The 15,433-nt window shown below is 71.9% G+C and carries 1 protein-coding gene; it reads right to left on the bottom strand.

Translation table 11 applies throughout. The features are described from left to right. Complete coding sequence (locus tag AB0I43_RS02630) at positions 1 to 14,994, bottom strand: amino acid adenylation domain-containing protein (protein ID WP_357431094.1); 14,994 nt, start codon at positions 14,992 to 14,994, stop codon at positions 1 to 3. Between the last annotated feature and the right edge of the window lie 439 nt (positions 14,995 to 15,433).

Genomic DNA, 15,433 nt, shown 5'->3' with positions numbered 1-15,433 from the left:
CTAGCTCACCTCTCGATTCATCCTGCGCAGCGCCGGGCGGCGGGACGGCGCCAGCTGCGACCACCGCGCGTCCAGCTCGGCGACCGTGGCCGCCTCGAACATCACCCGGATCGGCACCTCGACGCCGAGCACCGCCCGGATCCGGCTGGTCAGCCGGGTGGCCAGCAGCGAATGCCCGCCCAGGGCGAAGAAACTGTCGTCCAGGCCGACCCGGCCGACGCCGAGGATCTCGGCGAACAGCCCGGCCAGGGCCCGCTCCCGCTCGGTCTGCGGCGCCCGGTACCGGTTGGCCGAGAGCCACTCCGGCTCCGGCAGCGCCCGGCGGTCGAGCTTGCCGTTGGTGGTCAGCGGCATCGCGTCGATCACCATCACCACCGTGGGCACCATGAAATCGGGCAGGCGGTCGGCCGCGAAACCCCGCACCTCGGTGGGCAGCAGAGTGTCCTGGGGATTGTTGGCGTAGGCGGCGGGATCGCCCACCGCGACCGCCGGCAGGTAGACATCGGTCAGCGCCTCCCGCGGCCCGTCGCCGGACCGCAGGAAGACCGCGTCCATGCGCCCCGCCTCCGCCGACCAGGTCACCGCCGTCGTGTACCCGAGGTCGCGGCCCAGCGCGTGCAGATCCTCCGGCAGCAGCCCACCGTCGGGCCGATCCGCGACGTCGGCGAGGACGCCCTCGAAGTCGGCCGCGGCGGAGCCGGACAGTCCGGCGTGCGGAATCCCGGTGACCCGCAGGCCGTCGCGATGGCCGTCGCGCAGCAGCGCGCGCAGTGAATCATGGTCGCAGAACGCCGCTTTCGGCACCTGCGCCACCGAGGTCGGCGCGGGCCGCGGACGCAGCACGACGTCGTACCGGTACCGGGTCAGCTCGTTGACCGCGAACCCGCGCTTGAGGCCGATATCGACCCCGCCGAGGCCGAGGTCGCGGGCCACCGCCAGGAAGTAGTCCGGGGCCAGCAGCAGTTCCTGTTCCGCCGCGATGTCGCGGCGTACGCGGTCGGCCAGCGACGCGGGATCCTCGTCCGCGCGTGCGGCCTGCACGGCGGTGACGAATGGTTCGAGCAGATCCAGGTTGCGGACGTCACCGACGAAGATCGCGCCGCCGGGCGCGAGCAGCCGCAGGATCCGCTCCAGCACGCGCCGCAGATACCGTTCGCCCGGGAAGTACTGGACCACGGAGTTCAGCACGATGGTGTCGAAATAGTTCGCGGGCAAACCCTCGGTATCGTCCGCGGCCCGGACACTCGGGAAGACCCGTTCGGCCAGCGCCGGATCGTGTTCGGCCACTTGCCGTTCCAGCGTGGCGATGGTCGCGGCCGAGAGATCGGTCGCCCAGTACTCGGCGCAGTCGGGGGCGAGCTGGGAGAGCAGCAGGCCCGAACCCACGCCGATCTCGAGCACGCGCGCGGGCCGCAGTTCCCGGATCCGCTCGACGGTCGCCGAGCGCCACTCCCGCATCTGCGCCAGCGGGATCGGCTGCCCGGTGTAGGTGCTGTTCCAGCCGCCGAAATCCGAGCCGAAGCCGGCGGCGGGTTCGGCCGCGCGCTCGTCGGCCGCCGCCGCGTTCGCGGCGTACAGGTCGTCGTAGACCCGGCGCCACTGGCCCACGAGTTCGTCCTCGCCCAGCGCGGGCCCGGACCGATCCGCCACCACGTACCCGACCAGCTGGGGCCCGCCGGCCTCGGCGTCACGGGCCACGACCGCGGCCTGGGACACCGCCGGGTGCTGCGCCAGCACGGTTTCGACCTCACCCGGCTCGACCCGGAAGCCCCGGATCTTCACCTGATCGTCGGCCCGGCCCGCGAACTCCAACTGCCCGTCCGCGTTCCAGCGCACGACATCGCCGGTCCGGTAGAGCCGCCCGCCCGCCGGATCGAACGGGTCGGCCACGAACCGGGCCGCGGTCAGGCTCGGCCGCCCGCGGTAGCCGCGCGCCACCTGCGCACCGGCCACATACAGTTCTCCGGGCACGCCGACCGGGACCGGCGTCAGCCACGAATCCAGCACGAACACCCGGGTATTGGCGTGCGGCACCCCGATCGGCACCGCGCCCGACTCGGCGCGACCGGCGTCGTGATCGGTCACGCACGCCGTCGTCTCGGTGGGTCCGTACCCGTTGATCACCTGCGCGCGCGGGTATTTCGCGTGCAGCCGCCGCACGACGCCGGCGGTCAGCTCGGCGCCGCCGGCGATGACCGCGCGCAGACTCCGCAGCGGATCGCCGGGCAGGGTCTCGTCGTGATCGAGCAACGCGGCCAGCATCGGCGGCGTGGCGAACATCTTGGTGACCGCCCGGGTATCGATCAGCCGGGCGAGTTCGACCGGATCCGAGCGCTGCTCGCCCGCCAGCACCGCCGTCGCGCCGCCGGCCAGGGTGGGCCAGATCTCGTAGGTGGAGGCGTCGAAGGCGATCGAGGTGTGTACCAGGACCCGGTCGGCGGCCTCGATCGGCCAGGCCTGGGCGATCAGGTTCACCACGTTGTGGTGGGTGACGGCAACGCCTTTGGGCACCCCGGTGGAACCCGAGGTGTAGATCACATACGCCAGCTGCTCCGGTCGCGGCGGCGCGAGCGGCAGACCGGCGTCGACTGCGGCGGCGTCCTCGACGCGCAGGCACCGTTCCGGCGGGCCGGGCAGCAGCGGCTCGGTCGCGGCGTCGGTGAGCACGACCGCGGGCGCGGCGTCGGCCAGGACGAACGCCAGCCGATCGGCCGGATAGGCCGCGTCGATCGGCAGGTACGCGCCGCCCGCCTTCAGCACGCCCAGCAGCGCCACGATCAGGTCGGCGGTGCGCGAGAGCGCGACGGCGACGACCTGGTCGGCGCGCACGCCGCGCGCACGCAGCGCGGAGGCCAGCCGGTCGGCGCGAACGTCCAGCTCCCGGTAGGTCAGCTCGGTGTCACCGCAGTCGACCGCGATCGCCTCCGGCGCTCGCTCGACCTGCGCGCCGAAGGCTCCGACCAGGGTGGTCTCCCGCAGGTCCACCGCGGTCTGGTTCCACTCCCGCAGCACGCGAGCGCGTTCCGCGGCGCCGAGCACGTCGATCGAGCCCACCGGCGCGTCCGGGAGCGCGGCCACCTGGCCCAGGATCTGCACGAAGCGGGCCGTCATCGACTCGACCGTGCCCTGGTCGAACAGCTCGGTCGCGTACTCGACGAACCCGCCCCACGCCGCGCCCGCGGGCGCGTCGGCGACATTGAAGAACAGATCGAACCGCGCGGCCGCGAGCGAGGCGTTGTAGGACTCGAACCGCAGGCCCGCGAGCTCGAGGGTGGGCAGCGCGTTGTTCTGGAACGCCAGCGACACCTGGAACAGCGGATGATGCGCGGCCGAGCGGACCGGATTGAGCAGCTCCACCAGCAGCTCGAACGGGATGTCCTGATTCTCGTAGGCCGCGAGCGCTTTCGCCCGGACCTGCGCGAGGATCTCCGCGAACGAGGCGCCCGGCGCGACGGCCGTGCGCAGCACCCAGGTGTTGACGAAGAACCCCACCAGATCGGTCAGCGCGTCATCGGTCCGGCCCGCGATCGGCGCACCGATCGGAATGTCCTCCCCCGCACCGAGTTTGAACAACAACACCGCCAGCGCGGATTGCAGCACCATGGATACGGTCGCACCCTGGCCCGCCGCCAGCCGCTCCACGCCCGCGCGCACCTCGGGGTCGATCTCGAACAGCACCATGTCACCGCGATAGCTCGCCACCTTCGGACGCGGCCGATCGGCGGGCAGGCGCAGCTGATCGGGCACACCGTCGAGTTCGCCGCGCCAGTACTCGAACTGGCGCGCCAGCACGCTTCCCGGATCCTGCGCGTCGCCGAGGAACTCGCGCTGCCACAGCGCGTAGTCGACGTACTGCACCGGCAGCGGCCGCCAGTCCGGCGCACGCCCCGCCAGGCGCGCCGCGTACGCCTGCGACAGGTCCCGCAGCAGCGGGCCCATCGACCAGCCGTCACCGGCGATGTGATGGATCAGCAGCACCAGCACGCACTCCTGCGGGCCCGCGCGGAAAACGGTGGCGCGGATCGGAATCTCGGCGGTGAGATCGAACCCGTAGCGCATGGCCGCGGCCCGTTCGGCGTGCTCGACCGCACCGCCGGTGTCGGTGATGGTGACCGGTACGGCCAGGTCCGCCGCCGCCAGGACCCGCTGGGCGGGCACGCCCTCGGTGTCGACGAAGACCGTGCGCAGGCTCTCGTGCCGGGCGATCACGTCACCGACCGCCGCGCGGAACGCCGCCGCGTCGAACGCGCCCGTCAACCGGACCGTCAGCGGCATGTTGTAGGTGGCCGAGGGACCTTCGAGACGATGGATGAACCACAGCCGCCGCTGCGCGAACGACAACGGCACCCGCTCGGGACGCGGGCGGCGGGTGAGCGCCGGGCGCACGTGCCCGCCCGGATCGAGCCGGGTCGCCAGCTCGGCCACGGTCGGGGCGTCGAACACCGTGCGGATCGGGACCTCCGCACCCAGCACCGCCCGGATCCGGCTGGTGAGGCGGGTCGCCAGCAGCGAGTGGCCGCCCAGGGCGAAGAAGTCGTCGGTCGTGCCGACCCGCTCCAGGCCCAGGATCTCGGCGAACAGCTCGGCCAATACGCGTTCCCGGTCGTCGGCCGGGGCGCGGTACTCCCCCGCCGCGACGAACTCCGGATCCGGCAGGGCGTGGCGGTCGAGTTTGCCGCCCGCGGTCAGCGGCAGCGCCTCGAGCACCTGGACCGAGCTGGGCACCATGAACTCCGGCAGGCGCTCGCTCGCCCAGCGGCGCACCTCGGCGGCCAGCAGGCCGGCGCGCGGATCGTTGGCGTGGCTCCCGGACGCCGGCGCGGCGGGCCGGTAGGTGCCGGTCAGCGGACGGCCGCGCACCGTGGCCGGATCGAGGAAGAGCACGTCCATCTGCCCCGGCTCGGCCGACCAGGTGACCGCCGTCGTGTACCCGGCCCGCGCGCCGAGGCGGTGCAGGTCCTCGGGCACCAGACCGTCGTGCGCGCCGTCGAGCACGCCCTCGAAGCCGACACCGGCGTCGTCGCCTGCTCGGCCGTCCCGAATCCGCTGTGTCACTGCGATTTCGGCGGTTAGGCCGTGGTGCGGGACACCGACCACCCGGATGCCGGCGGTCCGCTCGCTCGCCAGCAGTGACCGCAGCGCCTCCGGGCCGCCGAAAGGCACGCTCGGTATCCCGGTGCACGAGAACGGATCCGCGGGAGCCTTGCGCAGCACGACGTCGTACCGATAGCGGGTCAGCTCGTTCATCGCGTACCCGCGCTTGAGCCGCACGTCGATCGCGTCGAAACCACCTATGCCGGTGAAGAACTCCGGAGCCAGCAGCAACTCCTGCTCGGCCGCGATATCGCGGCGCACCCGATCCCGCACCGCCACCGGATCCGCACCACCGTGCCGGCGCACCTGCACCGCCGTCGCGAACTCGGTCAGCAACGCGTAATTACGAACATCGCCGACGAACACCGCGCCACCCGGAGCCAGCAGTTCCGCGACGCGCTCGAGCACGGTCCGCAGGTAGCCCGCACCGGGGAAGTACTGCACGACGGAATTCACGACGACGGTGTCGAAATGGCCTGCGGGCAAGCCGGTCACGTCGTCGGCGGCCTGGGCGCGCAGGTGCACCCGGTCGGCGAGGGCGGCGTCGAGTTCCGCGAGCTGGCGGCCCAGCGTGGCGATGGTGGCGGCGGAGAAGTCGGTGGCCCAGTATTCCGCGCAGTCCGGAGCGAGCTGCGACAGCAGCAGACCCGAGCCGACGCCGATCTCCAGCACCCGCGCCGGCCGCAGTTCCCGGATGCGCTCGGCGGTCGTGGACCGCCACTCCCGCATCTGCTCCAGGGGAATCGGCTCGCCGGTGTAGCTGCTGTTCCAGCCGTCGAAACCCGCGCCCAACTCCGCCGTCGGCGCCTGGGCGTGCGGGTCGGCGGCGGAATACAGGTCGTCGTAGACCCGCTGCCACTGGCCGACCAGCTCGGACGCGCCCACAGCCGGTCCGGACCGGTCGGCGACGATATAGGCCGCCAGCTGCTTGCCGGCTGCGGCGTCGCGGGCGACCACGACCGCGCGCGCGACCGAAGGATGCTGGGCGAGAACGTTTTCGATCTCCCCGGGCTCGACCCGGAAGCCCCGGATCTTCACCTGGTCGTCGCTGCGGCCGGCGAATTCCAGCTGCCCGTCCGCGCGCCAGCGCACGACGTCACCGGTGCGGTACAACCGGCCGCCCGCCGGATCGAACGGGTCGGCCACGAATCGGGCGGCCGTCAGGCCCGCCCTGCCGTGGTACCCGCGCGCCAATTGCGCACCCGCGACGTACAGTTCGCCCGCCACCCCGGCCGGAACCGGCGCGAGCCACGAATCCAGCACGTATACCCGGGTATTGGCGACCGGCGCGCCGATCGGCACGGTCGTGTCGCGGCTTTCGCCCGCCGCGGCGACCGGGTAGCTGGTGACGTCGACCGTGGCCTCGGTCGGTCCGTACAGGTTCTCGATCCGCACCTCGCCGACCGTGCGCTCCAGCGCTCGCACCAGGCCCGTATCGAGCGTGTCGGCTCCGGTGTTGATCTGCCGAATACTCTGGAACGGGTTGCCGGGCAAGCACTCCGCGTAATCGATCAGGGCCGCCAGCAGCGGCGGCGTGGCGAACAGCTTCGTCACCGTCCGGTCCTGGATCAGGGTCGTGATCTCGGCCGGGTCCGAACGCCGCTCGGCCGCGACCACCAGGGTCGCGCCCCCGCACAGCGCGGGCCAGATCTCGTAGGTCGAGGCGTCGAAGGCCACCGACGAGTGCACCAGCACCCGATCACCGGGCCGCGCCTGCCACGCCTGGGTCACCAGGTTCACGAGATTGGAGTGAGTGATGCCGACGCCCTTCGGCACGCCGGTGGAACCTGACGTGTAGATCACGTACGCCAGATTCTGTGGGGCGGCCGGGCGGACCGGACCGCCTCCGTCGCCGACGCAACCCACATCCCACCGCGGTATTCCGTTGTCCGGCAGCAGATCCGCGGTGTCCGCGTCGGTGAGCAGCACCACCGGCTCGGCGTCGGCCAGCACGAAGGCCAGCCGATCCGGTGGGTAGGCCGGGTCCAGCGGCAGGTACGCCCCGCCCGCCTCGAGCACGCCCAGCAGCGCGACGACGAGGTCGGCCGAGCGCGGCAGGGCGACCGCGACCACGCTGTCGGCCCGCACGCCCTGCTCGACCAGCGCCCGCGCGAGCCGGGCGGCGCGCGCCCCGAGTTCGCGGTAGGTCAGTTCGGTTTCCCCGCACAGCAGCGCGACCGCCTCGGGTGTCCGGTCGATCCGCGCGCGCACCAGATCGACCAGGGTGCCGCCGGGGACGGACACGGCGGTGTCGTTCCAGTCGCGCACGATCCGGTGCCGTTCCCCGGCATCGAGCACCTCGATGGACCCGACCGGGATGCCCGGCTCGGCCACCAGCCGCCGCAGCAGGCGCACCCAGCGCGCCGCCATGGCCTCGACGGTGGAACGGTCGAACAACTCCGTGGCGTACTCGACGAACGCCTGCCACCCGGTGCCCGCCGGGGCGTCGGCGACATTGAAGAACAGGTCGAAACGCGCGGTGCCGGTCGGCGCGCTGCGCGCCGCCAGTTCGACGCCGGCCAGACGCAGATCCGGCAGGGTGTTGTTCTGGAAGGCCAGGGTGACCTGGAACAGCGGATGATGCGCCGCCGAACGCGCCGGATTCAGCAGTTCGACCAGCAGCTCGAACGGAACGTCCTGATTCTCGTACCCGGCCAGCGCCTTGGTCCGGACCCGGCCGAGCAGCTCGGCGAAACCGGCCGCCGGGCGCACGTTCGCGCGCAGGACCCAGGTGTTGACGAAGAACCCGACCAGATCCGCCAGCGCGTCATCGGTCCGGCCCGCGATCGGCGCGCCGATCGGGATATCCTCTCCCGCACCGAGTTTGAACAGCAGCACCGCCAGCGCCGATTGCAATACCATCGACACGGTCGCGCCCTCGCGCGCGGCGAGCCGCTGCACGGCGAGCCTGGTCTCGGCATCGATCTCGAAGTGGACCATGTCCCCGCGATAACTCGCCACGCGGGGGCGCGGCCGGTCTCGCGGCAGGCGCACCTGTTCGGGCAGGCCGTCGAGTTCGCCGCGCCAGTACTCGAACTGACGCGCCAGCACGCTGCCGGGATCGGCGGCGTCGCCGAGGAATTCGCGCTGCCACAGCGTGTAGTCGACGTACTGCACCGGCAGCGGCGACCAGTCCGGCGCGCGGCCGGTCAGCCGGGCCGCGTAGGCGAGCGAGAGGTCCCGCAGCAGCGGCGTCAGCGACCAGCCGTCGCCCGCGATGTGATGGATCAGCAGCACCAGAACGCACTCGTCCGGGCCGCGCCGCAGGACGGTGGCGCGCAGCGGGATCTCGGTGGCGAGATCGAAGCCGTACCGGGCCGCCTCGGCCACCGCCGCGTCCAGCTCGCCGGGCGTGGCGCTGTCGGCGGCGAGCTCGAGGAACGGCGCCTCGACGCCGTCGGCGGCCAGTACCCGCTGCGACGGCACGCCCGCCACCTCGGGAAACACCGTGCGCAGGCTCTCGTGCCGGGCGACCACGTCACCGATCGCGGCGCGCAGGGCCGCGCGGTCCGCACCGCGCAACCCCACCGCCAGAGCCATGTTGTAGGTGGCCGAGGGGCCTTCCATGCGATGGATGAACCACAGCCGCCGCTGCGCGAACGACAGCGGCACCACCTCGGGCCGCGGCCGGGCCGTCAGCGCCGGGCGCACCTGGACCGCGCGGTCGAGCCGCGTCGCCAGCTGGGCGACCGTCGGCGCGTCGAAGACCGTGCGAATCGGGACCTCGACGCCGAGCACCGCCCGGATCCGGCTGGCCAGCCGGGTGGCCAGCAGCGAGTGCCCGCCCAGTTCGAAGAAGCTGTCGTCGACGCCGACCCGCTCCCGTTTCAGGATCTCGCCGAACAACTCGGCCAGCACGCGTTCGTGCGCGCCGCTGGGCGCGCGATAGTCCGCGGTGGACGTCAGATCCGGCGCCGGCAGCGCCGCCCGGTCCACCTTGCCGTTCGTGGTCAGCGGCATCGACGGCAGGACCAGCACCGCTGCCGGGACCATGAACTCCGGCAGCCGGCCGGCCGCGAACCGGCGCACCTGCTCGCCGGATTCCACCGGACCGACCACGTAGCCGATCAGCTGTTTGCCGCCGGTGGCGCTCTCGCGCGCCAGCACGAACGCCTGCGAGACCGAAGGATGCTGGGCCAGTGCGTTTTCCACCTCGCCCGGCTCGACCCGGAAGCCCCGGATCTTCACCTGGTCGTCGCCGCGGCCGACGAACTCCAGCACACCGGCGGCGGTCCAGCGCACCACGTCACCGGTGCGATAGAGGCGGCCGCCGTCCGGGGCGAAGGGGTCGGCGACGAACCGCGCCGCGGTGAGTCCGGCTTTGCCGTGATAGCCGCGCGTCAGCTGGGCTCCGGCCACATACAGTTCGCCCGCCACGCCGATCGGCGTGGGCCCGAGTCGCGCGTCCAGCACGAACGCCCGCACATCCGCGAGCGGCGCCCCGATCGGCACCGAGGTCGTGTGGTCGGCGGCCGCGGCGAAGCTGGTCGCGAAGACCGTGGTCTCGGTGGGTCCGTACCCGTTGAGCACGCGGATCGCACCCATGCGTTGCCGCAGTCGCGCGACCAAGCCCGGCGCGAGTTCCGCACCGCCGGCTATCACCTGCTCCACGCTGCGGAACCCGGTGGCGGGCAGGGTTTCCGCCTCGTCCAGCAGCGCCGAGAGCAGAGCGGGCGTGCCGAACATCTTCGTCACCGACCAGCGCGCGATGAGGGCGGCGAGCTCGGCGGGGTCCGAACGCTGCGCGCTCGCCACGACGACGGCGCCGCCGCTGACCAGCGCGGGCCAGATCTCGTAGGTGGAGGCGTCGAAGGCCACCGAGGAGTGCACCAGCACCCGCTGGCCCGCGCCGACCGAAAACGCCTGTGTGGCAAGGCTGCCCAGGTTGCGGTGGGTCACCAGCACGCCCTTGGGCACGCCGGTCGAGCCGGAGGTGTAGATCAGGTAGGCCGAATTCTCGGCGCGCACGCGGACTTCCGGGCTCGACGCGTCCACCTCGTCGTCGAGTTCGTCGAGATACACACGCGGGGCGGCGGCGGGCAACATCGGTTCCGTCGCACGATCGGTCAGGACCAGCGCCGGGGCGGCATCGGCCAGCACGAAGGCCAGTCGTTGCGAGGGGTAGGCGGGATCGATCGGCAGATACGCGCCACCCGCCTTCAGCACCGCCAGCAGGGCCACGATCAGGCCGGGTGAGCGCGGCAGGGCGACCGCCACGACGACCTCGGGACCCACGCCACGCGAGATCAGCACGCGCGCAAGTCGATCGGACCGCGCGTCGAGCTGCCGATAGGACAGCTCCCGCTCGGACCACACGACCGCCGTCGCGTCCGGGGCCGCCTGGGCCTGAGCCCGGAACATCTCGACCACGGTGCCGTAGCGGCCGGCCCGGCCGGCGGTGTCGTTCCACCGGCGCAGCACCAGTTCGCGTTCGACGTCGTCGAGCACGTCGATCGAACCCACGAGAGTGTCCGGCGCGGCGGTGATCTCCCGCAGGATCCGCACCAGCCGGGCGGCGGTGGCGGTGATCGTGGACCGGTCGAACAGGTCGGTGGCGTACTCGATGAACCCCTCCCACCCGGTGCTCGCCGTCCGGCCGCCGGCGGCCTCGCCGAGGTTGAAGGTCAGGTCGAATCGGGAAGTGGTGGCGGCGGGCGGCCGGGGATCGACTGTGACGCCGGGCAGTTCGAGGGTGGGCAGCGGATCGTTCTGCAGGGTCAGCAGCACCTGGAACAAGGGCTGATGCGCCGCCGAGCGGACCGGATTGAGCATTTCGACCAGCAGATCGAAGGGGGCGTCCTGGTTCTCGTAGGCCGCGAGCGCCTTGGCCCGGACCTGCGCGAGGATTTCGGTGTACGACGCCTCCGGCGTGACGGCCGTGCGCAGCACCCAGGTGTTGACGAAGAAACCCACCAGATCGGTCAGCGCGTCATCGGTCCGGCCCGCGATCGGCGCACCGATCGGAATATCCTCCCCCGCACCGAGTTTGAACAACAACACCGCCAACGCGGACTGCAGCACCATCGACACCGTCGCGCCCTGGCTCCCCGCCAGCCGCTCCACCGCGCCACGCGTCTCGGCGTCGATCTCGAACAAGACCAGGTCACCGCGATAACTCGCCACCCGCGGCCGCGGCCGATCGGTGGGCAAACGCAACTGCTCGGGCAGACCGTCCAACTCGGCACGCCAGTAATCGAACTGCCGCGCCAGCATGCTGGCCGGGTCGCTAGCGGCCCCCAGCATGTCCCGCTGCCACAGCGCGTAGTCGACATACTGCACGGGCAGCGGCCGCCACTGCGGCGCCCGGCCCGCCGAGCGCGCCGTGTACGCCTCCGACAGGTCCCGCAGCAGGGTGGTCACCGACCAGCCGTCCGCCGCGATGTGGTGGATCAGCAGCACCAGCGTCCAGTCGGTCTCGCCCGCGCGCAGCACGCTCGCGCGGATCGGCGGCTCGGCGGACAGGTCGAACCGGTAGCCCGCCGCCTCCGCGACCGCCGCGTCCAGGGCGACCGGCTCGACGTCGGCGACGCGCACCGGCACCTCGGCGGCCTCGGCGGCGAGCACCCGCTGGGCGGGCACGCCCTCGGTCTCCAGATACACCGTGCGCAGACATTCGTGCCGGCCCACCACGTCGCGCAGCGCCGCCGCGAACGCGGCCGCGTCGAACGCTCCGGTCAGCCGCGCCGTCAGCGGGACGTTGTAGGTGGCCGAGGGCCCCTCGAGCCGGTGGATGAACCACAGCCGCCGCTGCGCGAACGACAACGGCACCACCTCCGGCCGCGGCCGGGGCGAAAGCCGCGGGCGGACCGAGACATCGGCGTCCAGCCGAGTCGCCAATTGCGCGACCGTCGGCGCGTCGAACACCGTCCGGATCGGGACCTCGACGCCCAGCACCGCCCGGATCCGGCTGATCAGGTGCGTGGCCGAGAGCGAGTGGCCGCCCAGCTCGAAGAAGCTGTCGTCGGCGCCGACCCGATCGCGGGCGAGCACCTCGCCGAAGAGCCGGGCCAGGGCCTGCTCGCGATCGTCGCGCGGGGCGCGGTAGCGCGCCGCCGCCGTGAGCGCGGGCAGCGGCAGCGCCGCCCGGTCGAGTTTGCCGTTCGCGGTCAGCGGCAGCGCGTCGAGCACCACGACCGCGGTGGGCACCATGAACTCCGGCAGGCGCTCGGCCGCGAAACGGCGGATCTCCCCGCTCGCGGTGGCCTCGTCGGCGACCACGTAACCGATCAACTGCTTGCCGCCGCCGGTGTCCCGCGCGATCACCACCGCCCGCGAGACCGCCGGGTGGCGGGCAAGCACGGTCTCGACCTCGCCGGGCTCGACCCGGAAGCCGCGCACCTTGACCTGATCGTCGGCCCGGCCGATGAACTCCAGCACACCGGCCGCGGTCCAGCGCACCACGTCTCCGGTGCGGTACAGCCGGCCGCCGGCCGGATCGAAGGGGTCGGCGACGAAACGCGCCGCCGTCAGCGCCGCGCGCCCGTGATAGCCCCGGGCCAGTTGCGCACCGGCCACATACAGCTCCCCGGCCGTGCCCACCGGCACCGGCGACAACCACGAATCCAGCACGAAGACGCGCATGTTCGGCAGCGGCGTGCCGATCGGACTGCCACCGCGATCACCATGGGCCGCAACCAGTTCCAGCTTCGTCACGTGCACGGTGGTCTCGGTGATGCCGTACATGTTCACCAGCGCCGGGCCGTCGCCGTACCAGTCGCGCAGATCGGCCGGGTGCAACGCCTCGCCGCCGAAGATCACCAGGCGCAGCGCCGAATCCGGGGCTCCGCTCGCGGCGCGCGCGTCGGTCAGCGCGTGGAAGGCGGACGGCGTCTGGTTCAGGACCGTCACCCCCGTCTCGCGGATCAGGCGCCACAGGGCGGCCGGGGTGCGCACCACGTCCCACGGCACGACGACGACCCGGCCGCCGTGCAGCAGCGCGCCCCAGATCTCCCAGACCGAGAAGTCGAACGCCGGGGAATGGCACCACGCCCAGACGTCGTCCGCGCCGAACTCCCACAGTCCGGCGGTGCCCAGGAACAGCGACGCGATGTCGCGATGGGTGACGACGACGCCCTTGGGCGTTCCGGTCGAACCGGAGGTGTAGATCAGATAGGCGAGATTGCCCGGCTCCGGTCGCGTCGCCGGGCCGCCCCCGGCTGCGGCGGCCGCCTCAAGCAGGAGGTGCGGCGCGGCGCTGTCCGGCAGCGTGGCCGAGGTCGCCGCGTCGGTCAGGATCGCGACCGGGGTCGCGTCCGCGAGCACGAAGGCCAGGCGCTCGGGCGGATATCCCGGATCGAGCGGCAGGTAGCCGCCGCCCGCCTTCACCACCGCCACGATCGCGACGATCAGCTCCGCCGAACGCGGCAGCGCCACCGCCACCACGCTCTCCGGCCCGACACCGCGCGAAATCAGCCCGTGCGCAACCGCTTCGGCCCGCTGGTCCAACTCACGGTAGGTCAGCCGGGTATCGCCGCACACCACCGCGACCGCGTCCGGCCGGTCGGCGACGCTGCGTTCGAACAGGCCAAGCAGCGTGGCCCCCGCCTCGACCGGCGCCGCCGTGTCGTTCCACGCCTCCAGCACCCGGGCGCGTTCGGCGCCCAGGATGTCGACCGCGCCGATCGGCGCGGCGGGCTCGGCCACGGCCTGCCGCAGGTAGCACGCGACCGACTCGAGATAGCCGTGCAGGTCCTCGTCGGTGTAGAGCCGCGCGTCGCCCTCGATGCGCAGGTAGCCGCCGCGTTCGGCGTGCCGCTCGTAATAGAACACGATCGACAGGTCGCCGCTGCTGCCCGCCGAGAACAGTTGCACGTCGGCCGCGCCGTGCGTCATCCGCAGCGCGCCGAAGAACGACATGACGTTGACCACCGGCCCGAAGGCGTCGGCCGTGGCGCGCTGCAGATCGCGCCGGATATTCGACATGCCGTAGCGCAGATGGTCCTTGGCGCTCACGACGCTGCCGCGCAGGCGGTCCGCGAGCTCGCCGAGGGAGGTGTTCCGGCTGGATTTCACCGGCAGCGGAACCGTGTCCGAGAGTTGACAGGGCGTGTGCCGGGCGATGGCGTGCTGGTTGGAAACCGGCATCTGGAGGCAGAATTCGTCCCGTGCGGCGTAGCGCTGGACGGCGGCGGCCGCGACGGCGAGCAGCAGATACGGCAACCGGACGCCGAGCGTCTCCGCCGCGGCCAGCAACTCGCGCAGCTCGGTGCCGGACAGACCGCGCGAGCAACCGGCCCGCCCGGGCCGCGCGTCCGGGCCGGCGCTGCCGGACAGGCGCAGCGGCTCGGTGCCCACCGGGATCTGCCGGCGCCAGTACTCCCGGTCGATCGCCTGCTGACCGGCGCGATAGCGGCGGTCGCTGTCGAGAATGTCCTCGACGCTCACGAAATCGGCGGGGGCGACGGGCGTGCCGTCGACCGCGGCGTCGTAGACGTCCAGGACGCGCTGCGCCCAGGTGACCACGCCGACACCGTCCATAATGATGTGGTGGAAACACAGCGCCAGCAAATAGTGCCCGGCGCCGATTTCGAGCAGCGCCACCCGGAGCAGGGAATCCGCGGCCAGGTCGAACCCGAGTTCCCGCTCCGCGGACATGTATTCGAACGCGGCGGCTTTCGGATCGGTGCGGGCGGTGTAGTCGTGATGCACCGGCTCCCACTCCCGGATGTCCCGCGCGACCTGCACCGGACAGTCGGCGCCGCGCACGAAATTGACTGTCAGCGCCTCGGATTCGGCGTACACCCGGCGCACCGCGTCGAGGAAGCGGTCATGTTCGAGCTCCGCGCGAATATCGATATACACGACGCAGTTGTTCGGGACATCGGACAGCTCGTGTGCTAACCAGAGCTCTTTCTGAATCGATGTCAGACCGCGCGGCCGTGAATTACTGACGGATTCCATGGCTATCCCCTCGCTGATCAACCTCGGCGGGCCGACACCGGTCACCCGGCCGAGTTCCCGCTACCCGAACACTGTGGGACACAATGCTTTCCGCGCCGAGCGCGGACGGCATCGGACCGTCACGGTCTGGGCATCGCTCTACCGACTACACGAACTGGACGCTTGACCTTCATTGGATGAACCGCTCGAATCGGACAGTCTCTCGACTGCCCGTTACCTAGGAGCCCCCGAACCATGGCGCGGCACACTGGATCAGTATGTCGCAGAAGGGCGAACTGTCCATGTCTTACAGCGCGATTCGCGGACCGAACTGATAACTATTCAGGTTCTGTTCCGCCACACGCCAGATTTCACGGTTCGGAACCGAATACCCGGTTCGCTCACGGCATGCCGGTTTGACACCCTTCGAAATCGCTGATACCGCTTCGTAATCCGCCGT

Origin of the sequence: Nocardia sp. NPDC050435, from assembly GCF_040655395.1 — a bacterium.
GTDB lineage: Bacteria > Actinomycetota > Actinomycetes > Mycobacteriales > Mycobacteriaceae > Nocardia.
The sequence above is the reverse complement of the archived record's forward strand: the minus strand, read 5'-3'. Positions and strand labels throughout refer to the sequence as shown.